Raw genomic sequence first — 23,840 nt, 5'->3', positions numbered from 1 at the left:
GCTACCGGCCGGGGCGCAGAGTCATCGCCTCGTACGCGGGGGCCAGCAGTTCGGCCAGGTCGCGGCCGCGGACCGTGACGCCGGTCGGGCCGAGCCTGTCCAGCACGCCGACCGCGGCGCCCTCCCCCGGTGGCGGTAGCGGCGGCAGCGGGCCCGCGTCCCAGAAGCCGCTCAGTTCGTCGGCGGCGGGCGCTGCGGCCGTGCCGCCTCCCGTGCTCCGCTCGCGGTGGGCCCTGATCGCGGCCAGCAGGGGTTCGCGGGCCATGCCCCGCAGCGCGAGGATGGCGAACGGGTCGGCGTCGAAGCGCTCGGCCAGCAGGTAGCAGACCGCGGCGGCGTGCTTGCACGGGTTGCCCCAGTCCGGGCACGAGCATTCGTTCTTGAGCTGCCTCGGCGTCGGGAACAGCGAGATCCCGAGGTCGTCCAGTACCTCCTCGATGTCCTGGGGCATCTGGCCGGCGAGCAGCGCGGCGCTGAACGCGGCCTGCCCGGCCAGGGCCGCGACGATGCGCTTCCAGTCGGCGGGGCGGAAGACGGGCACGGACAGGACGACGTCGTACGGCTGCTGCCGGGAGCCCTGCACGGGCGCGGTGACCTTGCCCGCGGTGATGGCCAGGGACAGAACCTGGCCGGTTCGGGCGTACGAGCGGCCGCGGGTGAGCCTGCCGCTGGTCTGCGGCGACTCGATCGCGGCGAGGAACCGGCGCGACCACCAGGTGGTGGCGATGGCGCCGCGCCGGCTGACGGCTCTGATCCCGTCGGCGGGCAGCCGCGGCTTGGCCGCCGGGAAGTTCTCCCAGATGTCGGCGGCGGTGGTCGGGCGGCGGGGCATGCGGGTCCTCCTACTCGACGACGGTGTCGCGGTCGAGCGCGACGAGGTCGCGCAGGGCCTGGGTGGACAGCTCGGTCAGCCAGGCCTCGCCGGTGCCGACGGTCGCCTCGGCGAGGGCCTTCTTCTGCTCCAGCACCTCGTCGATGCGCTCCTCCAGGGTGCCCGCGCACAGCAGTTTGCGTACCTGCACGTCGCGGCGCTGCCCGATGCGGAACGCCCGGTCGGTGGCCTGGTCCTCGACGGCCGGGTTCCACCAGCGGTCGACGTGGATGACGTGGTTGGCGGCGGTGAGGTTCAGCCCGACGCCGCCCGCCTTCAGCGACAGGATGAACATGCTCGGGCCGCCGGGCTGCTGGAACGAGGCGACCATGGCGTCGCGGGCCTTCTTGGGTACGCCGCCGTGCAGGAACGGGACCGGCTGGTCGAACTTCGCGGCCAGGTGCTCGGCGAGCATGGTGCCGAACTCGGCGAACTGGGTGAACAGCAGCACCTTCTCCCCCGCCGCGAGCACCTCCTCGCAGAGCTCCTCGACCCGGGCGACCTTGCCGGAGCGCCCCGCGACGCGGGAGCCGTCCTTGAGCAGCTGGGCGGGGTGGTTGCAGACCTGCTTCAGCTTGGTGAGGGTGGCCAGGATGAGGCCGCGGCGGTCGATGCCGGTGGCGTGCTCGACCTGGCGCAGCATGTCGTCGAGTACGGCCTGGTAGAGCGAGGCCTGTTCGCGGGTGAGGTTGCAGACGACCTTCATCTCGAACTTGTCGGGCAGGTCGGAGATGATCGCCGGGTCGGTCTTGAGGCGGCGCAGCATGAACGCGCCGGTGACCTGGCGCAGCCGGGCGGCGGTGGCGGTGTCGCCGTCGCGCTCGATCGGGGTGGCGAAGCGCTTCTTGAACGTTTCGGGGCCGCCGAGCAGGCCGGGGCTGGCGAATTCCATGATCGAGTGGAGGTCGGCGAGCCGGTTCTCGACGGGGGTGCCGGTGAGGGCGATGCGGCGGGCGGCGGGCAGGGCGCGGATGGCGCGGGACTGCTTGGCCGCGGCGTTCTTGATCGCCTGTGCCTCGTCGACGACGACGCGGCGCCAGTCGACGTCGGCGAGCTGCTGCTGGTCGCGCAGGGCGAGGGCGTACGTGGTGAGGACGAGGTCGGCTCCGGCGGCGACCTGCTGGAACTGCTCGCCGGTGAGCCGTTCGGCGCCGTGGTGCACGTGCACGGTGAGGTGCGGGGCGAACCGGGCCGCCTCGCGCTGCCAGTTGGCGACCAGCGACATGGGGCATACGAGCAGGGTGGGCCCGGGGCTGCCGTGCTGGCGTTCGCGTTCGAGCAGGGCGAGGACCTGGATGGTCTTGCCCAGGCCCATGTCGTCGGCGAGGACCGCGCCGACGGCGAGGCTGTCCATGAACGCCAGCCAGCCCAGGCCCCGTTCCTGGTACGGGCGCAGCTGGGCGCCGAACCCGGCCGGCGTCGGCAGCGGCGCGAAGGCGTTCGCGGCTGTCCCGGCGAGCAGGTCGCCGAGCCAGCCGGTGGCGTGGACGGCCAGGAGCGGCAGGTCGGTGTCGGGGTTGTCGCCGAGCAGGCCGGCCCGGAGCACGTCGCGGGCGGTCATGGGCCGGCGGCGGTGCCCGGCGAGCTGCTTGAGGCCGTGGGCGAGGCGCCGCTGGTCGACTTCGACCCACTGGCCGCGTACGCGGACCAGGGGTGTCTTGGCCTCGGCGAGGGCGGCCAGCTCCTGCTCGGTGAGGATGTCGTCGCCGAGGGACACCTGCCAGGCGTAGTCGACGAGCTGGTCCATGCCGAACGCGGCGGGCTTGTCGACGATGCCGGGCTGCTGGGGTGTGGCGGCGGCCAGTCTCAGCCCGAGTTGCGGGCGGCGGCTGCTCCACCAGGACGGCAGCTGCACGCCGAGGCCGAGGCGGGCCAGTTCGACGGCCTGGGTGCGCAGGAACTCCAGGGCCCCGTCGGCGTCCAGGGATACGGCGACGGGGGTGGCGTGGCGCAGCGCCTGCGCCAGGGGTGGGAAGGCGCGGGCGGCGCGGCCGAGTCCGGCGAGCAGTTCGGCCTGCGGGTCGAGGCCCGCGTCGGCGAACAGGCGGGCGTTGCCGTCGTTGCGCCATACGTCGGTGGCGTCGGCGACCAGGGACGGGTCTTCGACCGACTGCAGCAGCAGTTCGACCTGCCAGCTGGCGGCCGGGTCGGTGGGGTCGAGGTCGGGTGCGAGGGGTTCGCCGATGGAGTCGGCGTCGGCGGGGGCGCGCAGCCGCAGGCAGGTGCGTACGAGGGCGGGGGTGCCGCCGTGTGCGCCGGTGCGCCAGCGGGTGAGCTGCTGGGCGAACTGGCGGGCGGCCCGGTCGTCGACGTCGTCGCCGCCGATGGAGTTGTCGTCGGCGGTCAGTGCCTGCAGCCACTGCTCGGCCACGGGGGTGCGGGCCGGTCGGCGGCCGCGCGAGGCGGGGAGCAGGGTGTCGGCGCGGGTGGCGAGGGCTTCGTTGGCGAAGGTGTCGACGAGGGAGTCCAGGGCCTGGTCGAAGACTTCGGCGGCGGGGGCGAGGGTGAGTTCGCCGTCGAACTGCCAGCAGCGGAACGCGGGTGGCATGGCCGCGACCAGCGGGGTGCGCTGTCCGGTCAGCCGCAGTGACGGCATCGGCTCCCAGGTGGCGTACCAGCGATGGTCGTCTTCGTCGTGGTCGATGGACGGGACGACGAGCCCCTCGGAGACGACGCGGCGGGCCAGCGCGACCAGTGCCGCGGCGTAGCCGACGGTGGCGCCGCCGGTGTCGGCGCACCGGTCGAGCAGCCGGATCGCGGCGGCGGGGCGCAGCCGCAGGGTCGGGACGACCCAGGCGGCGAGGTGGTCGGCCGGTGGGGCGACAGTGCGGGTGAGCCGGGCTCGGTCGGTCAGCTCGCGGGAGGGGCAGGGCCGGGCGCCTTTGGCGGGCAGGGCGAGCACAGAGGAGCCGACCTCGTCGTACGCGGTGCCGGCCGGGGTGCCCAGGGCGTCCTTGAGTGCGGCGACGGGGACGGCGAAGGGGTGCGGCCGGGGGGCGGCTGAGGTCGGGCGGGCTCCGCGCTGGGTGGGCAGGCCCTGTAGCCGGGCGGCGTCCTCCAGCCAGAATTCCCAGCTGCCTTCGCCGTTGTATACGCAGTGCGCGACCTGCACGCGCGACCCCCACCCCTGTCGGTCAGCACCCGTCGCCGCGGACGGCCACCGGCAGATCCTCGCACAATCCATCCCGGCGGCTATGCCACCCAGGAGCGATATGCGCGTTCGGGGACAGCTCGGGTTCGCGGTGCAGCGGCGCGGGTCACCCGCGCCGGGCGGGTCCGCCCCACTGCGGGCTGACCGCCACGGGGCCCTTGGCCTGGCTGGTCGACCCGAACCGGTTGTGGTGGTAGTCGAGCCGCTCGTTGCGGTCGGCCTCGGCGACCCGCTGCCACCCGCCCTGGCCGCCGGTCCACCAGCTGCCGTCGGTCTTGGCGAAGGTGTCGATCGTCGAGGACATCGGCGTGACCAGGCCCTGCTGCCATCGGGCGACCATCGCCTCGTGGGTCATCTCGGTGGATGCGCCCAGATCGGGCTGTGCAGGCAGAAAGGCGTCAGCAGACACGGTGGCGATCCTTACTGAGGGGGCGGATTCCTCGAACTATGACCTGCGTGACGGCGAATGAGCAAGCTTTTCCAGGATTCGATGGGGTTTCGGTGCATCGCCGCCGCTGATAAGCCCCGTTGAGGAGGTGAATGATGCATATTCAGCGCCTCTGGTACCCATCGGCGGCATACTGCCGGTTACGGATAGCCGTGCAGTCACTCGACCCGATAGGGGTGCCATGGAGATCAAACCTGCGGCGATGGTGCTGCCAGCCGACACCAGCCAGCTGGAGCAGGGCAAGTACGGGCCGATCTTCCCACGCACGCCCGCCTGCTACGGCTTCACCGTCATCGCCGAGGTCAAGCCCGGCCACGCCGAGGCGATCCGCGGCTACGGCGCGACCCTGGCCAAGGCCCTGGAGACCGACCCGTACCTGCTGGAGCCGCTGAAGCTGCACTACCTGCGGTGGGTGCTGTTCGACGACGACACCCGGTTCATGTACCAGGGCATCTTCGACACCGACTTCGACAAGTACACCGAGGACGCCGTGATGCTGTTCCGCAAGGCCGGCGTCGACACGGTGTTCGAGCACCTGGTCGGGTTCCCCGAGGACTGGAAGACCAACACCGAGGCGTTCGTGAAGTTCGTGCGCGAGCACCAGGCCAACAGCTTCATGGAGTACGGCGAGTACCCGTACGTGACCGCCGACGAGGTCAAGAAGGCGCTGCGGGCCAGGAACGCCTTCTCCGAGATGCTCGACCAGATGCAGTAGGGGTCCGATCGATGAGCGAGCAGCCGACCGCCCGGGTGTACAACACCCGCCACCAGCCCCGCCCGTACACGCCCGGCCGCAGGCGGGTGAGCGTCTACGTGGCGTGGAGCTACCCGGCCGAGTCCGGGGCCGACCCGCTGAAGCTGGACAACCGGTTCTCCACCATGCCGGAGGTGCGCCGGGTGACCTGGCCGGCGTACGAGAAGCCGGAGTTCGCCGACCCGATGCGGTTCCAGCAGACCATCGCCGGAACGCTGGAGCTGTTCTTCTGGGCGTGGACGCCGTTCCAGGACTTCACCGCCGAGACGACCGGCCATCCGGTGGCCATGTACCAGCGCGTCGACCAGGCCGGGTTCACCACCCCGCTGGACGAGCGGATCCTGGCCGACACCGACACCCTGTTCGTGTTCGGCCTGGACCACATGGTCACCGGGCAGGAGGCCAGCAGCGAGGAGATCGAGGCGGTCCGGGCGTGGGCGGGCCGGGAGGGCAACCGGCTGGTGCTGGGCCCGCACCACGACGTCGGCGCCGACGACGACCTGACCGTGCGCAACATGGAGTACCTGCACCACGGCGACGCCCTGGTGCCGCGCCAGCAGCGGTTCGGCCGCTACACCCGCTCGCTGATGGAGGGCCTGGGCGTGCCGGTGGAGAACCGGTACGGGCTGCGTCCGGCCGTACGCGAACCGGGCAAGATCGCGGCGCTGAACATCGACCGGGACCTGGACGAGCGCGGCTGGCTGACGGGGGTGGAGACGTTCAACTTCCACATGCACCTGCCGCACTACGCGGTGACCGGCGGGGACGAGAAGAGCGTGCGGGTGCTGGGCCGCCAGCCGATCGACCTGGCGCGGCCGCATCCGTTCACCGAGGCGGGCAACACCGAGTTCAACATGTTCCTGTGGCTGCCCGCCGCCGGTGAGCGGGGCGGGGAGATCCTGATGGCCGACTCGACGATCTTCAGCACGCTGTTCGGTGCCGACGACAGCCTGCGCAACTTCTGGCGCAACATCGTCACCAAGTGAGCGGAGCCCGGGGTGGAGCTGCACGACATCCAGCGCGGGGTGCTCAGCCCGCGGCCGTCGCCGTACGCGGCGACCTACATCCTGTTCCGCATCGACGACCCGGCGCACGGCCGCGAGCTGATGCGCCGCTGCGCGGCCGTGGTCACCTCCGCCGCCGACACCGCCAGCCCGCTCGGGGAGACGTGGGTCAGCGTCGCGGTCACCTGCCAGGGCCTGAAAGCGCTGGGGGTACCGCAGGAGGCGCTGGACAGCATGGCGTGGGAGTTCCGGCAGGGCATGGCCGCGCGCGCGACCGCGCTGGGTGACGTCGGGCCCAGCGCGCCGGAGCACTGGGACAAACCGCTGGGCTCGCTCGACGTGCACGTGGTGCTGGTCGCGCTGGCCCCGGACGAGCAGCGGCTTGAGGCGGCGCTGGACCGGGCCCGGCCCGCGTACGAGCAGCTGACCGGGATCACGGCGATCTGGCGGCAGGACTGCTACGCCCCGCCGACCGAGACCGAGCACTTCGGCTACCGCGACGGCATCAGCCACCCCGCCGTCGACGGCAGCGGCGTCGCGGGCTCCAACCCGCTGGAGAAGCCCCTGGCCCCGGGCGAGTTCGTGCTCGGCTACCCCGACGAGCTCGGCGGTACGCAGACGACGCGGCCGGAGATCCTGGGCCGCAACGGCAGCTACGTGGCTTTCCGCAAGCTGCACCAGGACGTCGCGGCGTTCCGCCGGTTCCTGGCGGGCAACTCGGCCGACGACGCCGACCGGGAGCTGCTGGCGGCCAAGATGATGGGCCGCTGGCGCAGCGGGGCGCCGCTGGCCCTGGCGCCCGAGCGCGACGACCCGGTGCTGGGCGCCGACCGGCTGCGCAACAACACCTTCGGGTACGAGACCGACGACCCGGACGGGTTCGTGACCCCGGGGGCGTGCCACATCCGGCGGGCGAACCCGCGCGACGCCGTCGTGGCCGGGGAGGTGCGCCTGCACCGCATGATCCGCCGCGGCACCGCGTACGGGCCGCTGCTGCCCGAGGGGGTCCTCGACGACGACGGGGTCGAGCGGGGGCTGATGTTCGCGTTCGTGGGGGCGCACCTGGGCAGGCAGTTCGAGTTCGCGCAGACGCAGTGGCTCAACGACGGGGTGTTCTTCGGCTCCGGCGACGCCCGCGACCCGATCGCGGCCACCGGTGAAAGCCCCGGCGACTACGTCATCCCGCGCCGGCCGCTGCGCCGCAAACTGTGCGACGTACCCCGGTTCGTGACCACCCGCGGCGGCGAGTACGCGTTCCTGCCCAGCCTGTCCGCCCTGCGCTGGCTCGCCGACCCAACCGCCTGACCCGAATCCCGACCGCACCCAGTGATCTCCCGCGAAGATCGCCGATCCAGGTCAGACAACCGACTTCGCCGTGGCCCCGCACCCGGGCCCGGTGTCGCACCTGGGCACTACAGTCGCGCGACATCGTGAGCCGGGAGGCATGGCATGGGAACCTGGGACATCGGCCCGTTCGACAACGACTGCGCGGCGGACTGGTGCGACGGACTGGAGGATGCCGATCCGGCCGAACGCGTCGGCCTCATCCGGCAGGCGCTGCGCGAGGCGGCTGAGGAGACCGGCTTCCTGGACTCCCGCGAGGGTGAGCGGGCCATCGCCGCCGCCGCCGTCATCCGGTCGCAGCTGCCCGGCGGTGCGCCGCTGGCGTCGTCATACGCGCCGGACTTCCTGGTCGGCGGCGACCGGGTGGAGGTGCCGGCGGATCTGCCCACGCTGGCGGTCCGCGCCCTGGACCGGGTCCTGGCCGCGGACTCCGAGTGGGCCGAGCTGTGGGAGGAGACCAACGATCGCGACGCCGCCTTCGCGGTGGTCCGCGGTCTGCGCGCCGAGCTGCACGCAACGGCGCCTTGACCGTACGGCGTCTCGGCCGTCGTCGCGTTGACCGGCCTACCGTCGACCAATAGCCTGCAATCGATGACGCCCGGGCCCGCCTGGCCCCGGGTCGGCGGAAGTCCTGGGGAGGACGACATGCGGGTTGGCGGACGGCTGGCCATGGCGGCCGCGATGATTCTCGGCCTGCTGGCCGTGCCTCAGGCGGCTCAGGCCGCCTACTACAACACGTACAGCGACATAGCGAGCACGCCCGACACGGGCTGCTGCACCGGCGCGCAAGGGTTCGCGGCCGGATCCACCTACCTGTACTCGATCAAGAACCACACGAACTACGACGACGTGTCGGTGATCTACCGGGTGCACAAGACCACCGGGGAGCGGGTGCTGATGACCAACGGCACCAGCGGCGGGACGACCAACACCTGGCTGGGGCACGCCAACGACATGACCATCGTGGACATCGACGGACAGCACCACATGTTCGTCGTGACCATGAACTCGAGCGGGGCGCAGCTCGTGCGGCTGCGCTACGACGGCACGACGTACTACCACGCGGGGTCGTACCAGCTGCGCCTCAACGGGGCCGTGGCGGCGCCGTCGGGGGTGAACCGGGTCTCGGTCAGCAGCACCACGATCACGTTCATGTTCAAGAGCGGCAGGACGGTGTACAACGGCAGCCTTCCGCTGCGCGCCTCGTCGGGGACCATCGACCTGACGAGGGCGTTCGACCTGCAGGTCGCAGGTGCCCTGGTCAACGGCGCCACCGTGCCGGACCTGGACACCTTTGCCAACCAGGGGTTCTTCTACGACGCGGCCAAGAAGGTGCTGTACAACCCGCTGACGAAGGACAACCGCAGCATCGTGCTGGTGTACCGCAACGTGTCGCCGACGACGACGGGGACCGCGCCCGCCGCCACCGACCTGTCGTTCCGCATCACGTCCTCGGCGTACTCGACGAAGTTCGAGATCGAGGGCGTCGGCATCAGCGACGGCAAGCTGTACTTCAACACGAACCGCGCGAACGCCGACGGCGCCTTCGACGGCGTCCACGTGTTCAACGGCTACATCGCCGCCTAGCGGGGCGGCGGGATCACGGTGGCGTCTCCCGAGATGAGGACGTGGCGCGGCGTGGAGCGGGGCACCCGGGCGGAGCTGATCGGCCGCCTGGCGCAGGCGGTCGGGTCCGTCGCCGCCGCGCACCCCACGCGGGTCGCGGTCGACGGACCGCCCGCCGCGGGCAAGACCACGCTCGCCGACGAGCTGGCCGCGGTTCTGCGCGCGCGGGGCCGCGACGTCGTCCGCGCGACGATCGACGATTTCCTGGTACCCCGGGCGCGGCGCTACCGGCGCGGGGAGTACTCGGCCGAGGGCTGCTACCTCGACGCCCACGACCACGACGCGCTGACGCGGGTGCTGCTCGATCCGCTCGGCCCCGGCGGCGACCGGCGCTTCCAGTACGCGGTCTACGACCGCACCGCCGATACCGCGCTGTCCCCGCCGGTCACGACCGCCGCAGCCGACGCCGTGCTGGTCTTCGACGGTGTCTTCCTCCTGCGCCCGGAGCTGATCGACCGGTGGGACCTGCGCGTCTTCGTGTCGACCGCGCTCGAGAAGACCGTCGACCGCGCGGTGCTCCGCGAGCGCGGCGTCTCATCCCCCGCCGACGTGCGACGGCGCTGGCGCGAGCGCTACCTGCCCTCCCAGCAGCTGTACCTCGCCACGGTCCGCCCGACGGATCTGGCCGACATCATCGTGTACAACGACGAGCCGGGGCGGCCGCTCTGGCAGACCCGCGCAGACTGACCGGACCGATCGGCGGTCCAGCGCGCCGTTCGCGGCCGATCCGGCCGCGGTCGCTCAGCCGCCGGTGGCGGAGAAGTGCATGTAGTCCTTCAGGGAGCGGTAGTCGCCGCCCCACTTCCAGCCGATCGCGGCGAACGCCTGGACGGCCTGCTCGCGGGGCTGCGCCATGCCGGGCCGGGCGTCGGCCCGGTCCAGGTAGGCGGTGGCGAGCTCCGGCAGGACGACCTTGCCCTTGCGGTACGGGTTCTGGAACGGGTTGAGATCCACGGCCAGGCCGTAGGCGTGCTGGGACCACGCTTTGCGCCCGCGTACCGGGCGGCAGGCGAACACCTCGGTGGTGTTGAGGTCGCCGGTCGGCGGCGCGTTCAGCTGCTCGGCGGTGGAGATGCGCATCCGCTCGATCGGGAAGCCGGCGGCGAACAGCCGCTTGAACACGGTGACCAGGTCGTCGGCTACCCGGGCGTTGGCCAGCAGCTCGCCGGTGTGGGCCCGTCCGTCGAACCCGCGGAAGCCGACCGTGACGTAGCGCAGGTCGGCGGCGTCGACCGGGCAGTGGTCGGTCCAGCTGGACCGGGCCAGTACGTCGGCCGGCACCGCCTGGACGGTGGCGTGGAAGCGGCCGTCTGCCGGTGGGGGCAGGTCGTCGACGGTGGCGATCGACCTGTTGCGCAGCTCGGCCGGGGTCTGCTGGGCTGCCGCGAACCCGTCCGGCCCTACCGGGAGCACTCGCGTTCCCAGCCAGGCCGGGGCCGCGGTGGCGGTTCCGGCCGCCAGCGGCGTCGGGCTCGCCGACGCGGTGTCCCGAACCGTCTCCGCCGTCGAGGTTCGCACCTTCTCGTCCGGTTCCGGCGCGGCCGTAGCGCCTGAGCAGCCCGACAGGGCGTAGCTCACCAGCATGGCGAGAGCGACCGCTCCCGCTGCCCGACCGCCGCGACGGCGCCGGAGAACCGCAGCCGGGCGGGCTGCGGGTCGGGCGGACGGCGAAGGGCTGTCGGGGGCGCACATTTCGGCAAGGATAGCGTTTTGCCTGGTGAACGGCATATTGTCGGGCCCGTCCGGCTGGGCTGCCGGCGTTGCCGCCGGTGGTCGCGGGTTGCATCCGGTACCCGGGTACAGGCTTACCGTGATGCCATGACCGATCAGCCCGCCAAGGGCCTGGCGTGGGTGCCTGAGGCGTGCACGTTGCCGACGGCCGAGCAACCGCTGCGCCTGGCCGAGTTCGATGACCTGTTCACTGCGGCTGTCCGCGACAGCTCCCGGCACAGCCCCACGCACCTGCGTCTCCAGCTCACCGGCGGCCCGGACCTTGACGTCGCCGTACGGGACCTGACGGCCCGCGAATCCCGGTGCTGCTCCTTCTTCGTCTTCGGCATCACGCCCGTCGACCCCGGGCACGTGGTCCTGGACATAGAAGTGCCGCCTGCTCATGTCGACGTGCTCGACGCGCTGACCGCGCGGGCCGACGAGAAGCGGACCCGGCGGTGAATCCGGGACTGCGCAGCGGGGAGCTGGCCGAGGCGGCCGGGGTGAACCTGCAGACGCTGCGCTACTACGAGCGGCGGGGCCTGCTGGCCGAGCCTCGGCGCAGCCCCGGCGGGCACCGCCTCTACCCCGCCGAGGCGCTGACACTCCTGCGGGTCATCAAGACCGCGCAGCGGCTCGGGTTCACGCTTGACGAGGTGGCCGAACTGGTCGACCTGGGCACCCACCGGCACGGCCGCCGCGCCGACACCAGCCTGCAACGGCGGGCCGCCACCAAGCTGACCGAGATCGAAACGAAGATCGCCGACCTGCAAGCCATCGCGTCCAGTCTGCGCGCCGCGCTCGACGCCGGATGCGACGACCTGGCCACCTGCGCCACCAGCGCGTGCTGCCCCATTCCACTGGCCGCACTCGACCGAGGAGAACCCACCCGATGAAGATCACTCTGCGCCGGCTCCTGCCCGGCAGCCTGGGCAGCCTCGCAGGAATCGCCTGCGCCCTGTGCTGCTTGATCCCGCTCCTGGTGGCCGCCGGGGTCCTCGGCGGGGCGGGCTGGGCGTACCTCGGCGACGTGATGCCCGGCATCGCCCTGGTCCTGGCCGCGTTGACCGGCCTCGCCTGGTGGTGGGCCAGCCGCCGCCGCGCCCATGCGACCGGCTGCACCGGCGGCGCCTGCTCCTGCTCCCAGCCGTCCTGACCGGCTGAGCCGATACCCTGCCTGCCATGACCGTCGCCCGTTCCATGCTGCTGTTCGCCCTCGCCGCCCTGTTCGAGATCGGCGGGGCGTGGCTGGTCTGGCAGGGCTGGCGGGAGAACCGCGGCCTCTGGTGGATCGCGGCCGGAGTCATCGCCCTGGGCGCCTACGGGTTCGTCGCGACCTTCCAGCCCGACGCGAACTTCGGCCGCATCCTGGCCGCCTACGGCGGCGTCTTCGTCGCCGGATCACTGGCCTGGGGCGTGCTGGTCGACAAGTTCCGCCCCGACCGGTACGACATCATCGGTGCGGCGATCTGCCTGATCGGCGTCGTCGTCATCATGTACGCCCCACGCGCCCAAGGCTGAGCCGGCGAACCATTGGAACTCATCGCTGCCGTGACCGGGTTCTGGGCTGGTGTTCCACCACCGGCGCGGGTTCTTCGGCTGGCGCGTCGCGGACAGGCCGCACTGCCCTGCTGATACATCTGTCACTGTCCGTGACCTGCGTGTTCGTCTGCGCGAACTGCGGGTCCAGTGCTCGGATAAACGGGGGAACGTCAATGGAAACGTTCGGGATCAGCAGGCGCCGGGTAGGGGCGATCGTCGCCAGTTCCCTGCTGGCGCTGCCGGTCGTCTTGCACGACACATCGGCGAGGGCGGCAGCGCTGTCACAGGCCCAGGCCGTGTCCTGGGGAATCAACGACCACGGGCAGCTGGGCGACAGCACGCTGGCCGACCGGCGTACGGCGGGAGTCGTCATCGGCCTGGAGGGGGTAAAGGCGCTGGCCGCCAACGGCGATCACAGCCTAGCCCTGCTGGACAACGGAACCGTGCGCGCGTGGGGTGAGAACGGCACCGGTCAGCTCGGCGACGGTTCTAGCGACGACCGCCTCAGCCCGGTGGCGGTGGCTGGAGTCGAAGGAGCCGTGGCAGTCGCCGCCGGCGAGTACCACGGCCTGATCCTGCTCGCCAGCGGAAAGGTGCTCGCTTTCGGCAACAATTCGTATGGGCAGCTCGGCATCGGAGACACGGGGGGCGAGCCGCGGCTGCGGCCGGTGGAGATCCCGGGGCTCAGCAATGTCAAGGCGATCGCCGCGGGCCAGTCCCACAGCTTGGCGCTGCTCGAGAACGGCAAGGTGATGGCCTGGGGTTGGAACGAAGTCGGGCAACTGGGCATCGGCGTCACGGGCGGCGATCACTTCCGGCCGGAGGAGGTGGTGGGGCTGTCAGGCGTCAAGGCGATCTCCAGCTATCTCCACCACACGCTGGCGCTGCTGGGCAACGACGACCGCACCGTCAAGGCGTGGGGCTCCAACACGAACGGCGAACTCGGCAACGGCGTCTTCGGCGACTTCAGCAACAGGCCCGTGGACGTACTAGGCCTCAGCGGCGTGCAGGCCCTGGGCGCGGGGAACTCGTTCAGCTGCGCGCTGCGCGGCAACGGCAAGGTGAAATGCTGGGGCACCAACGGCTTCGGCAACCTGGGGCTCGGCTTCGCCGGTGGGCCGGGGGCCTCGCGGAACAGGCCGACCGACGACGTACTGGACCTGTCGGGGGTACGGACCATCGCGGTCGGGGACCAGTACGTCCTGGCGCTGTTGGACAGTGACGACGACATCGTCAAAGGCTGGGGGACCAACCTCAACGGGCAGCTCGGCGACGGCACCTACGGCAACCTGATCAATACGACGCCGGTCATCGCGCAGACGACCCTCAGCCACGTCGACCACCTCGCCGCCGGACGGCGGCACAGCCTCGCCGCAGGCTGATCCTGGCAGCGGGGACGGTGTCGGCTCGGCCGTGCGCGACGACCGGGCCGACACCGGAGGGAGAACCGTCGAAGCGGCGAGGTCCTTGGGCACCCGGGCCCGTTTAGGGTGCCGCATCGCGGCGTGGCAGGTCGGGTCAGCCGGTCGGGTGGCCAGGACCGCCGGGACGGGCTGTGACGGGTGAAGGCTGGACGCCGCTATACGGGTCGGGACCCGCGTGTCGTCACTCGGGCCGTGACCCGCTACCACCTCGGAGGACGTATATGGGCAGCCGTCGGCTTCCCCTCATGCGCAGCTTGTTCGCGGTGCTCGGCGCCGCTGTCGCGCTCGCGTTCGCGACGCCCGCCTCGGCGAACGAGAACATCGGCATCAACCCCGGGAACGTGCCGACCACGGCGTCCGGCTTCGGCACGCACGAGTGCAGCGCCAACCAGGGCGGCGGCCCCTTCGCCGGCTACGACGTGTGGGTGTTCAACCTGCCGTCGGGCACCCCCGACCCAGGTGTGTTCGTCAGCGTGACGGCGCAGTTCAGCACGCCGGGCGGCGACCAGTCGATCACCATCCCGACGTACAGCCCGAGCGGCATCGTGCTGATCGGCACCAGCAAGGCATGGGTGAAGCTGCCCGCCGGTTGGACGCTGACGGGTGCCACCGCGGTGATCAGCGGTTCGAAGGACGCCAAGACGCAGTTCGTGCTCACGCACACCTGCCCCGGTACGCAGAGCAGCCCGAACGCCAGCCCGTCGGCCAGCGCCGGCGCTTCGGCCAGTGCGAGCGCTTCGGCCAGTGCCACGCCGACTCCTGACCCGTCGGTGCCCGGCTCGCCGTCGGTGCCGGTGGTCACGCCGAGCCCGGACGACCACCTGCCGAAGACCGGTACGGCGGTGCTGGGCATCACGACGGTGGGTCTGCTGCTGGTCGCCGGTGGCGCCGCGCTGATCATCCTGCAGCGGCGGCGGCGCCTGGAGGCGTCGGAGTAACCGCACCTGCTGACAGCGAGGCCGCCCGGCCGTCACGGCCGGGCGGCCTCGCCCGTCTCCGGGCACCGTGTCCGGTGCGGTCAGCGGCGGCGGCGGGCCAGCAGTACCAGCGCGAACGCGGCGAGCGCACCGGCGGCCAGCGCCAGGGTCATCCGGGTCTGGGGGCGGTTGACCGTCTGCCACGTCTCGTGGACGACCTCCGCCGACTTGGCCTTGAGCCGGGCGGGTACGTCGGCGCGGTCGGCCAGCTGCGCCAGCGTCTGGCCCAGCGCGGCTCTGGCAGCCGCGGCCTGGGCGTCGAGGTGGGTGACGTCCTGGGTCGGGTCCACGGCTACGTCCTTTCCGGGTGTGTCGCGACAGCCGTCGGGTGGGTCAGCACGGACACGTCGGTGTGCAGCCCGCGCAGCGCGCGCTGCGGGGTCAGCGGCCCGAGGCGGCGCAGCCGGGACCGGCCTGCCAGCGCGATCACGCACGCTACGGCCAGCAGCGCGGCGGCGGTGATCAGCGCGGCGAGCCACGGCTGGACGACCAGCGTGAGGCCGAGTACGGCCGCGGCGGTCAGCGCTCCCCCGGCCCAGAAGGCGGCGGAGGCGGCTGCGCCGAGCAGTCCGGCCGCGCCGGCCGCCTGCCCGGCTTTGTGACGTAGCTCTGCCTGGGCCAGTGCCAGTTCCGTCCGCACCAGGTGGGACAGCTGCTCGCCGGCCTGTCTGACCAGCTCCGGTGTCGACTGCTGCGCGGTGGTCGTCATCGGCTCCTCCTGTCCTGTCGATGAGCCGATGCCCGTCCGGCTCTGCGCCGAAACCACGGCCCGTGCCGGACCTGGCGCGCTGCGGCGGCATCGGCGGGGCGGTCAGCGGGTCCGGGCCGTGTTCTGCCCAGCCGCTACGGCCGACCGTCGGGGAAGGAGCTGCTTCTGGGTGATCAGTTCCACGTGATGCCGTAGAAGATGAACCGGCCGTCGCCGGAAGCCGGGTTCGGCAGCAGGCGCACGTCCAGCGAGGCGAAGCGCCCGTCCCTGCTCCGACCGCACAGCTGGCTGCCGACATGCAGGGAGCTGAACTCCACGCGGTCCTGCCAGGCGGTCACCCGCGAGCAGCGCGCCTCGTTGGGCAGCGGGGTGTCTGGCATGATCGCCAGTTTCGCGCCGAGGGCGGTGGTCACGCCTTGCGCGTCGATCTGCAGCTCGCCGGGCTTTGTGGCGTCGTGGCGCCAGTTTTCGATGTCCACCCAGTTGTATTTCGGAATCTGGTCCAGCTCGACGACCTGTTCGTGCTGCACGTTGACGTGGCGGTCGGGGTCTTCCGCTACTGATGGCACCGGGCTGGGTTCAGTCGACGCTTCGGTTCGCTTCGACGGCGAGGTGGTGGGCGACGGAGTCGCCGACGGTGTGGGGGAGGTCGAAGGCGGTCGGCTGGTCGAAGCGGGCTGCGGGGTGGCCGACTGCGTGGGCGATGTCGGCGTCGTCTGCGGCAGGCCCAGGTCCGGGGTGGGCTGCGACGCGTCGACCGTGGCACACAGCAGGACGCCGGTCAGCACTCCGGCGCAGAGGCCTGGAACGATGGCCAGCCATGGCTTCACGTTCCTGTCCCGCATCCGCCCGAAACTGAGGAAAGCCGCGCCTCCGGCCAGTCCGACTCCCAGCAGCAGGCTCGCGGCGTCGTTGAACGCGCTGAGCAGCTTGCTGAGCCAGGGCACCTGGTACAGGTCGAAGACGTCGACGACCATGAGTGTGAGGACGAGTCCGGCGAGCGCCCAAGTACACAGAGGCGCCAGGTAGTCCTGTTTCCTGCTCGGTGCGGCCTGCGCCGCGCCGGCCTGGTCATCGCGTTCTCCGCTCACGAGGCGATTGAACTCCATCTACGCAAAGCCGAGGAATCCTCAGCCCGCTCGCGGGAGCACCGCGGGCGGATGCGCGCCAGGCGCCACCCGGCTCGCGGGTGGCGCCTGGCGCGGTGCGGCAGCCGGTTACAGGCTCAGCGTCCAGGTGTCGATGCGGCCGGTGTCGCCCGTTGCGGCGTCCCGTACGCGCAGGGTCCAGGTGCCGTTGCCGTTCTCGGCGGACAGGTTGACGGTGAACGTCTTGATGATGTTGTCGATGCTGCCGCCGGTCCGGTTGGCCAGGTTGTAGACCGAGCCGTCGGGTGCGACCAGGTCCACGACCAGGTCACCGGGGAACGGGTGGTAGATCGACACCGACACCGCGCTGGTGGCCGACGCCTTGCGGGCGCAGGCGGTGAGGGCGATGGCGCTGTTCACGGTCGTGTTGTCGGGGATGGTGACGTCGGTGCCGTTGGTGGCGGTGCAGCCCGGGCTGTAGACGGTCAGGGCGTAGGTGGTGGTGCGGGTGGCGCCGGTGCCCTTGCCGGTGACGGTCACCTGGTACGTGCCCGCCGGGGTCGTCGACGCGGTCTTGACGGTCAGCGTGGCGGTGCCCGCGGCGGAGGTGATCGAGGCGGGGCTGAACGTGGCGGTGGCTCCGGTCGGCAGGCCGGTGGCGGTGAGGGCCACGGTCTGGGCGGCGCCGTTGATCAGCTTCGCGGCGACCGCGATGGTCAGCGAGCCGCCCTGGGCGACCGTGCCGGCGGCCGGAGTGGCGGTGAGGGTGAAGTCGTTGGCGGCCGGGCAGGCGGTGTCGCTGCCGGCGACGTTCACGGAGGTCCAGGCGGCCTGGACGGCCTTGTACTCGGCGGAGCAGCTGCCGTAGAGGTAGGCGGCGGCGGTGAGGGTGTGGGCGCGGGCGGTGTTGGCGGGGGTGGCGGTGTTGACGTAGCTGGTGTTGGACAGGAAGTTGACGTCCAGGGCGCGGTACCAGATCTTCTCGGCCTTGGCGCGGCCGATGCCGGTGACGGCGGGGGCGGTGCCGCAGGGGGTGCTGGTGCCGTACGCGGTGGCGCCGGTGCCTTCGGCGAGGTTGAAGACGAAGTGATTGGCCACGCCGGAGCTGTAGTGGACGTCGAGGTTCCTGGTGCTGGTGGACCAGCAGTCGGCTGACGCGCCGTCCAGCGAGGGCTGGTACATGTACCGCAGCGGGGTGCCGTTGCCGTTGAAGTTGATCTTCTCGCCGATCTGGTAGTCGCCCGGGTCGGCGGCTGCGGCGGCGTAGAACTCGACGGCGGTGCCGAAGATGTCGGAGGTGGCCTCGTTGAGGCCGCCGGACTCGCCCGAGTAGGTCAGGCCGCCGGAGACCAGCGCCTCGGTGACGCCGTGGCTCATCTCGTGGCCGGCCACGTCCAGGGCCACCAGCGGGCGGGCGTTGCCGGCGCCGTCGCCGTAGGTCATCTGGGCCCCGTCCCAGAACGCGTTGGCGTACGCGTTGCCGTAGTGGACGCGGCTGGGCACGCCCATGCCGTTGCCGAAGACGCCGTTGCGGGCATGGACGTTCTTGAAGTAGTCGAACGTCCTGGCCGCGCCGAAGTGCGCGTCGACGGCGGCCGACTGGCGGCTGGCGGTGGTGCCGGTGCCCCACTTGTTGTCGGCGTCGGTGAAGTTGGCGCAGGTGCTGGTGCCGTTGTTCATGTCGCAGGTGCGGGCGTTACCGCGCGCCTGGTCGACCAGCACGTACGTCGAGCCCGACAGGGCGGTGTCGACGGTGACGCTGCCGCTGTACAGGCTGGCGCCGGTGCCCGCGACGGTCTCGATCTCGTCGAACTGGCCGATGTGGGCGCCGCTGACGGCGTCGGTGACGACGTGCAGCTTCGACGGGGTCTGCCCGTCGGCCTGCCAGCCCTCTACCACGGTCTCCCAGGCCAGGCGGCCGGTGCCGGTGGACGCGTCGACGAACAGCTCGGCCTTGCCGACGGCGGTGACCGAACCGGAGAAGCGGGCCCTGGCCGAGGTCGCGGCCCGGTCGGCACCGATCTTCGGGGTGGTGCTCAGCGTCAGCGACGAGCGCAGCGCGCTCATCGCCCCGCGCCACGACCGTTCGCGGCCGTGCGGACGACGAAGTCGCCGCCGGAGACCCGCAGGCCGCGGTAGGTGCGGCCGTAGCGGGTGTGGGTGGTGCCGTCGGGGTCGCGCACGACGCGGGTCACGGTGTAGCCGTCCCCAGCCGAGGCGTGGATGTCCGCGGCGTTCGCGCCGACCGAGCCGGCCCTGGCTGCCGCGTCGGCCACCGCGGCGCTTCCCGACGCCGGTACGGCCACGAACGCGGCCGCGGCGACCGCGACGCCGACAGCTGCGAGGGTCTTCCTCACCTGATTGCTCCTAAACCGAGGGGTCGCGGCCGGCGGGTGCTTTTTGGGCCGCGTTCACGCAGTCACACCCTCCGCCGAAGATCGGACCCTCGGTAGTGGGGGTTGCCCTACGTTTGCCGCTGCCGCCCCCGGCGGCTGCTCCGATACAGTCACGCCACGGATCTTGAAAGGCGATGACGTGAGCGGTGCACCACCCGGGCGCGAGCTGTTCGGCCGCGACGAGCAGATCACCCTCGTACGCTCCGTGATCGCCCGGCCCGGGGCCGGATTCCGGATCGTGCTGCTGACCGGGCAGGCCGGTATCGGCAAGACCGCGATCTGGGAGGCCGGGGTCACCGACGCCGAGCAGCGCGGGCATGCGGTCCTGCAGACCCGCGCGTGCGAGTCCGAGGCCCGGCTGTCCCACGGCGGCCTCGGTGACCTGCTCGAACACATCGGCCCCGAGGTGCTGGCGCAGCTCGCCCCGCCGCAGCGGCGGGCGGTGGACGCCGCGCTGCTGCGCGACGAGAGCGGCCCCGTCGACCCGCGGGCGCTGGGCGCCGGGTTCCTGGCGATCATCCGTGTCCTGGCCGCCGCGGGCGGGGTGCTGGTCGCGATCGACGACGACCAGTGGCTCGACGCGGCGAGCACCGCCGCGGTGGCGTACGCGCTGCGGCGGCTGCGCGACGAGCAGGTGACCGTGCTGCTGACCCGGCGTACCGGCGGGCCCGGCGCGGCGTACGGCGGCGACGGCCTCGCCCCGCACCTGGCGGACCTGCGCGCCGAGGTGACGGCCGAGGAGCTGCCGCCGCTGCACCCGGACGCGATCCGCCGCCTGGTCGACGACGGGCTGCCCGCCCGCCTGGCCCAGCGGGTGTACGAGCTGTCCAGCGGCAACCCGTTCTTCGCCCTGGAGATCGCGCGGGCGCTGCGCCGCACCGACCACCCGATCGGCGCCGGGGACGAGCTGCCGCTGCCCTCGTCGCTGCACGCCCTGGTCAGCGGGCGGCTGGCGGCGGCCTCCCCCGCCGCCCGCCGGGCCGTGCTGGTGACGTCGCTGGTGGGCAACCCGCGCCTCGGGCTCATCCGCGAGGTCCTCCGCCGCGACGGCGCCGACCGGACCGGATCCGACGACGGGGGTGTCGAGGACGCTGCCGCCGCCGGGCTGCTGGTCGTCCGCGGTGACCACGTGCGGCTGGCGCACCCGCTGCTCGGTGCCGTCGCCCGCGCCGAGGCGCCGCCCGCGGACCGCCGTCACCTGCACCGGATCCTCGCCGGTACGGTCGTCGACGCCGAGGAGCGGGCCCAGCACGCCGCGTTCGGCGCCATCCCGCCCGATCCCGCGATCGCCGACGAGCTCGCCCGGGTCGCGGAGGCGACCGTCGACCGGGGCGGTATGCGGGCCACGGCCGAGCTGTCCGAGCAGGCCTGGCGGTTCACGCCCCGGACCGATCCGCGCCACGACGAGCGCCTCGTGGCCACGGCGGAGCGGTACTACTGGGCCGGGCAGCACGAGACCGGCGCCGCGCTGCTCGCCCCGCACCTGGCGGCGCTACCGCCCGGTCCGCTGCGGGCCCGTGCCCGGCTCCACCATTCGCAGATGGCCGCCGCCGAGCTGTCCCCGGAGCAGTACGAGGAGGTCCTGGCCGAAGCGGACCCGCGGCTGCGGGCCGAGACCCTCGCCCACCGCGCGAACGCGGGGGTGGCGTACGGGATCGTGCCGGTCTCGCAGGGCCTGCGCTGGACCGCCGAGGCCGCCGACATCACTGCCGGGCTCGACGACCCCGCCGCGCGGGCCCAGGCCGTCAGCGAGGCCGGCTGGATGGAGGCGCTGCTCGGCATCGACCCCGAGCCCCGGCTGGCCACGATGGACCCCAGCACCCTGCCGGACCTGCCGCTGCACGACCAGGGCGACCGGGTACGCGCGGTGCGGGCGATGTGGCGCGGCGAGGTGGGCCGCGCCCAGCGGCTGCTGGACGCGCTGCAGCAGCTCGCCCGGGAACGGGAGGAGGACCTGTCGGCGACCATCTTCACCCTGCACCGGTTCGAGACCGCGATCCGGGTCGGGGACTGGATCGACGCCGCGCGGATCCTGTCGGAGCTCGCCGACGGCGAAGCGCTGATCCTGCCCGCCGAGGTGCTGTGGCGCGCCCGAGGGGCCGTCGCGGCGGGCACCGGCGACCGGGCGCTCGCCGACGAGGCGCTGCGGCAGGTGGAGGTGCTGGCCGCCGACCCTGCCGCCGGGCCGGTGTTCTGGCACCAGCTGGAGAGCAGGCGTACGGCGGGGCAGGCGGCGCTGTTCGACGGCGACGCGGAGACCGCTGCGGCGCTGCTGTCGCGGGTGGCCGCCGACGCCGCCGACGGCGAGTACCTGGATCCGGGGGTGTTCCCCGCCGTGCCGGACCTGATCGAGGCGCTGGTGAAGGCAGGCCGGCTCGACGAAGCCCGGGATGTGCTGAAGAAGCTGGACGATACGGCCGCCGAGCTGGACCATCCGTGGGCGCGGGCGGGGGCGGCCCGGGCGCGCGGCATCCTGCTGTCGGCGGGCGTGTCCACCGCGAAGGCCGCGGACGCGGCGGGTGGCCAGGACGCGGCCGAGGCCGCGCTCACCGACGCCCTCGGCCGGTATGGCGAGCTGGGGTTGCCGTTCGACGAGGCCCGTACGGTGGTCGCGCTCGGGACGCTGCGGCGCCGGCAGCGGCGGTTCCGGGAGGCGCGGGCGCTGCTGCAGGACGCCGCGGAGCGGTTCGAGCGGCTGGGGGCGGTCGGGCTCGCCGCGGCGGCGCGGGCCGAGGCCGGGCGGGTCGGCGGGCGGGTGGCCGAGCGGGCCGAGACGGCCGGCGGGCTGACCGCGACCGAGCAGCAGGTGGTCGACCTGGTCGTGGCCGGGTGCACGAACCGGCAGGCGGCCGACCGGCTGTTCATCAGCGTCAGCGCCGTCGAGGCGCATCTGACCAGGGTGTACGCCAAACTCGGGGTCACCTCGCGCACCCAGCTGGTACGCCACCTGTCCCGCCCGGCGTGACCCGGTCCGTCCTGCGGCCGGGTCACGCCTGCGCGGGTGTCAGCAGTACCCGCTGCAGCCTTCGCCCCCACCGGGGACGGTGCCGGCGTCCTGCGGCCTGGGCAGCCCGGGGTGACCCCTCGGGCTGGGCCGCGGTAGCCCGCTCGGGTTCGGTCAGCAGCCGCCGGAGCCGGTCGCCGCGTATTCGCGGCGGCCAGCTCCGGCCCGACGGGCTGCTTCAGCTGGTCGGCAGGACGAGGATGTCGGACTGGAAACGGGGGATGATCTCGTAGTGGGTGTCGAACTGGCTGCTGAAGCCGGTCACGACGACGGCACGGCCGACCGCGACCCGGGACAGGTCGATGCCGGGCTGGGTGGTCACGAAGACGGTGAGTGCGCCGGAGCCGTCATCGACGAGGAACTTGTACCCGTACGGCAGGTCGGACTCAGGCGCCTGGACGACCGTCGCGAGCACCCGGACCAGGCTTCCCTCGCTGCTCTCGCCGACCGCCGCGGTGGCCAGCCAGCGGGGCGGCACCGGCAAGCCTGGGCCGTACACCGTGACCCCGGCCGGACCAGCCGGAACCAGAATGAGCAGGCCGTAGCTCTCCCGCAGCTCGCCGGTCACCCGGACCCGGTCCCGGGGGGCGACGTGCGGGTCGACCGCGGTGCTGACGTAGATGCCGGCGGTGAGGTCCTGCAGCCCGAATCCCTTGTCGAAGGAGCTGGACTCGGCCCAGCCCGAGGGGGTGGTCGCGGTTCCGGTGACCGTGACGGTGCTGCCGACCGGCAACGTCCGCGCCTGTGCGATCGACACCGCCCGGGGTTGGGGCGCGGCCGCGGATGCGGGCACGGCGACACCCACGGTGCCGAGCACCAGCGCCAGCATCACGGCGCCACGCCGGAGGAGCGACATGGTAGTTCCCTTCCGTCACGGTCAGGCAGATCAGCAGTGGTCGGTCAACCGGCGGAGCCTGACAGCTGACGGTGCCACGACGGTCTGTCGCGAATGGATCGTCGCCCGACTCATTCTCCCTGTTCACTCGGATGGGTGACCCTGCGGCCGGCGCTGCCGGGCTGGCACGGCGAGGCGGCCGGGCGTCGCGCTGTGCGCGACGACTCGTCAGAGGTGGTGGCGCCGGGTGATCCGGATCCAGCCGACGGCCCAGGCTGCGGCGATGAGAGCGGCCCCGACGTACGCGGCGGGTGCCGCGCCCAGGACGGATGCCAGTGCCGTCCGCAGCGGCACGCTGAGCAGGAACATGAGCGCGGCGGCCACCACCGACAGGAGCAGCGCGAAGCCCTGGAACCGACCGGTCCGGTGCCGGCTGGCCGTGGCGCAGCAGACGCTGGTCAGCAGCGCCACGGCTACCCACAGCACCGTCGTTCGCCCTATGACGGCGTCGGTGTAGGCACCCGTCGCCCAGTCCCTGCCGCCGATCAAGACATGGGTGATCTTCCCGTTGTACGAGGTGAGCCGGACCTGGTCGCCGACGTGGACGGCCTGGTAGACGTCGTGGTCGACGGCGATCTGCTGGGGGTGCGCCTCGGTGGCGATGGCGTAGGAGTCCGCGTCGCCCTCGCCGCCGGGTGCCGCAGTCCGGCGGCTCACCGCCGTCTCCTCCACGACCCGGCAGTCACGCTGGGCCGTGGACGCGCAGAGTCCGGCGGACTCGGCTGCCGTCGCCTGCCGCTGCGCCCGCCCCACCAGCACGGCGAGGACCAGCGCAGCACCCAGCAGAGCGACCAGCAGGGCGTAGAGCCCGACCAGCCCGATGAACTGCACGGATCTGTCCCGCCCGCCCGGCCTCAGCATGGGACGACCATCTCAAGCACGTGACGCCACAGGGAT

24 protein-coding genes are annotated in these 23,840 nt (G+C 72.4%); 13 read left to right on the top strand and 11 right to left on the bottom strand.

What is annotated here, in order from left to right; genetic code table 11:
- Position 1: 1 nt before the first annotated feature.
- From QEZ54_RS17995 to QEZ54_RS17985, 3 genes are all read right to left on the bottom strand, one after another.
- A complete protein-coding gene (locus tag QEZ54_RS17995; protein WP_281305792.1) occupies positions 2-832 on the bottom strand; it encodes an SWIM zinc finger family protein in 831 nt (276 codons plus the stop codon).
- A 10-nt stretch (positions 833-842) separates the two neighbouring features.
- Entirely contained in the window at positions 843-3,983 is a 3,141-nt protein-coding gene (locus tag QEZ54_RS17990) for a DEAD/DEAH box helicase (protein WP_281305791.1), read from the bottom strand.
- A gap of 145 nt (positions 3,984-4,128) precedes the next feature.
- The gene (locus QEZ54_RS17985; protein ID WP_281305790.1) at positions 4,129-4,431 is read right to left on the bottom strand and encodes a hypothetical protein; all 303 of its coding nucleotides are present in this window, start codon (positions 4,429-4,431) and stop codon (positions 4,129-4,131) included.
- Positions 4,432-4,651: 220 nt separating this feature from the next.
- Here QEZ54_RS17985 and QEZ54_RS17980 point away from each other — a divergent pair, with 220 nt between their 5' ends.
- The 6 genes from QEZ54_RS17980 (at position 4,652) to QEZ54_RS17955 (ending at position 9,885) form a co-directional block, all read left to right on the top strand.
- Positions 4,652-5,185 carry a hypothetical protein gene (locus QEZ54_RS17980; protein WP_281305789.1) on the top strand — a complete coding sequence of 178 codons (534 nt, stop codon included), beginning with the start codon at positions 4,652-4,654 and terminating at the stop codon, positions 5,183-5,185.
- A gap of 11 nt (positions 5,186-5,196) precedes the next feature.
- Positions 5,197-6,210: a hypothetical protein gene (locus QEZ54_RS17975; protein WP_281305788.1), complete on the top strand. Its 1,014-nt coding sequence runs from the start codon at positions 5,197-5,199 to the stop codon at positions 6,208-6,210.
- A 12-nt stretch (positions 6,211-6,222) separates the two neighbouring features.
- The gene (locus QEZ54_RS17970) at positions 6,223-7,533 is read left to right on the top strand and encodes a Dyp-type peroxidase (protein WP_281305787.1); all 1,311 of its coding nucleotides are present in this window, start codon (positions 6,223-6,225) and stop codon (positions 7,531-7,533) included.
- 144 nt (positions 7,534-7,677) lie between these two features.
- Complete coding sequence (locus tag QEZ54_RS17965; protein WP_281305786.1) at positions 7,678-8,100, top strand: DUF4259 domain-containing protein; 423 nt, start codon at positions 7,678-7,680, stop codon at positions 8,098-8,100.
- A 117-nt stretch (positions 8,101-8,217) separates the two neighbouring features.
- Positions 8,218-9,159 carry a hypothetical protein gene (locus QEZ54_RS17960; RefSeq protein ID WP_281305785.1) on the top strand — a complete coding sequence of 314 codons (942 nt, stop codon included), beginning with the start codon at positions 8,218-8,220 and terminating at the stop codon, positions 9,157-9,159.
- A 51-nt stretch (positions 9,160-9,210) separates the two neighbouring features.
- Complete coding sequence (locus QEZ54_RS17955; protein ID WP_281305920.1) at positions 9,211-9,885, top strand: cytidylate kinase family protein; 675 nt, start codon at positions 9,211-9,213, stop codon at positions 9,883-9,885.
- Positions 9,886-9,939: 54 nt separating this feature from the next.
- On the opposite strand, the gene QEZ54_RS17950 is transcribed toward QEZ54_RS17955, so the two are convergent.
- Entirely contained in the window at positions 9,940-10,716 is a 777-nt protein-coding gene (locus QEZ54_RS17950; RefSeq protein ID WP_281305784.1) for a M15 family metallopeptidase, read from the bottom strand.
- Positions 10,717-11,016: 300 nt separating this feature from the next.
- Here QEZ54_RS17950 and QEZ54_RS17945 point away from each other — a divergent pair, with 300 nt between their 5' ends.
- From QEZ54_RS17945 to QEZ54_RS17920, 6 genes are all read left to right on the top strand, one after another.
- Positions 11,017-11,370 (top strand): hypothetical protein, encoded by a 354-nt coding sequence (locus QEZ54_RS17945; RefSeq protein WP_281305783.1) that lies wholly within the window; start codon positions 11,017-11,019, stop codon positions 11,368-11,370.
- On the top strand, positions 11,367-11,804 hold the full coding sequence (locus QEZ54_RS17940; RefSeq protein WP_281305782.1) for a MerR family transcriptional regulator: 438 nt from the start codon (positions 11,367-11,369) through the stop codon (positions 11,802-11,804). Before QEZ54_RS17945 ends, QEZ54_RS17940 begins: the two co-directional genes overlap by 4 nt.
- Positions 11,801-12,064, top strand: a complete 264-nt coding sequence (locus QEZ54_RS17935) for a hypothetical protein (protein WP_281305781.1) — start codon at positions 11,801-11,803, stop codon at positions 12,062-12,064. Before QEZ54_RS17940 ends, QEZ54_RS17935 begins: the two co-directional genes overlap by 4 nt.
- Positions 12,065-12,090: 26 nt before the next feature.
- Entirely contained in the window at positions 12,091-12,429 is a 339-nt protein-coding gene (locus tag QEZ54_RS17930; RefSeq protein ID WP_281305780.1) for a YnfA family protein, read from the top strand.
- A 194-nt stretch (positions 12,430-12,623) separates the two neighbouring features.
- The gene (locus QEZ54_RS17925) at positions 12,624-13,832 is read left to right on the top strand and encodes a cell wall anchor protein (protein ID WP_281305779.1); all 1,209 of its coding nucleotides are present in this window, start codon (positions 12,624-12,626) and stop codon (positions 13,830-13,832) included.
- A gap of 287 nt (positions 13,833-14,119) precedes the next feature.
- Positions 14,120-14,812, top strand: a complete 693-nt coding sequence (locus QEZ54_RS17920) for an LPXTG cell wall anchor domain-containing protein (protein ID WP_281305778.1) — start codon at positions 14,120-14,122, stop codon at positions 14,810-14,812.
- 80 nt (positions 14,813-14,892) lie between these two features.
- Here QEZ54_RS17920 and QEZ54_RS17915 read toward each other — a convergent pair whose 3' ends face one another.
- From QEZ54_RS17915 to QEZ54_RS36390, 5 genes are all read right to left on the bottom strand, one after another.
- Positions 14,893-15,141, bottom strand: a complete 249-nt coding sequence (locus tag QEZ54_RS17915; protein ID WP_281305777.1) for a DUF3618 domain-containing protein — start codon at positions 15,139-15,141, stop codon at positions 14,893-14,895.
- Between the two features lie 2 nt (positions 15,142-15,143).
- Positions 15,144-15,560 (bottom strand): phage holin family protein, encoded by a 417-nt coding sequence (locus tag QEZ54_RS17910; protein WP_281305776.1) that lies wholly within the window; start codon positions 15,558-15,560, stop codon positions 15,144-15,146.
- Positions 15,561-15,733: 173 nt separating this feature from the next.
- A complete protein-coding gene (locus QEZ54_RS17905) occupies positions 15,734-16,651 on the bottom strand; it encodes a hypothetical protein (protein WP_281305775.1) in 918 nt (305 codons plus the stop codon).
- A 126-nt stretch (positions 16,652-16,777) separates the two neighbouring features.
- Positions 16,778-18,715, bottom strand: coding sequence for a M4 family metallopeptidase (locus QEZ54_RS17900; RefSeq protein ID WP_348650553.1), 1,938 nt, complete (start codon positions 18,713-18,715; stop codon positions 16,778-16,780).
- Positions 18,712-19,005, bottom strand: coding sequence for a hypothetical protein (locus tag QEZ54_RS36390; RefSeq protein WP_348650552.1), 294 nt, complete (start codon positions 19,003-19,005; stop codon positions 18,712-18,714). Before QEZ54_RS36390 ends, QEZ54_RS17900 begins: the two co-directional genes overlap by 4 nt.
- Positions 19,006-19,183: 178 nt before the next feature.
- Here QEZ54_RS36390 and QEZ54_RS17895 point away from each other — a divergent pair, with 178 nt between their 5' ends.
- Positions 19,184-22,009 (top strand): LuxR family transcriptional regulator, encoded by a 2,826-nt coding sequence (locus QEZ54_RS17895; protein ID WP_281305774.1) that lies wholly within the window; start codon positions 19,184-19,186, stop codon positions 22,007-22,009.
- A gap of 217 nt (positions 22,010-22,226) precedes the next feature.
- Here the strand turns inward: QEZ54_RS17895 and QEZ54_RS17890 are convergent, their stop codons facing one another.
- The gene (locus tag QEZ54_RS17890; protein WP_281305773.1) at positions 22,227-22,904 is read right to left on the bottom strand and encodes a hypothetical protein; all 678 of its coding nucleotides are present in this window, start codon (positions 22,902-22,904) and stop codon (positions 22,227-22,229) included.
- 207 nt (positions 22,905-23,111) lie between these two features.
- Positions 23,112-23,774 (bottom strand): hypothetical protein, encoded by a 663-nt coding sequence (locus tag QEZ54_RS17885; RefSeq protein WP_281305772.1) that lies wholly within the window; start codon positions 23,772-23,774, stop codon positions 23,112-23,114.
- Positions 23,775-23,840 lie beyond the last annotated feature (66 nt).

The sequence above is a fragment of the Catellatospora sp. KI3 genome (genome assembly GCF_029948125.1).
GTDB lineage: Bacteria > Actinomycetota > Actinomycetes > Mycobacteriales > Micromonosporaceae > Catellatospora.
Note: the sequence above shows the minus strand (reverse complement) of the source record. Positions and strands in the feature narration are given on the sequence as shown.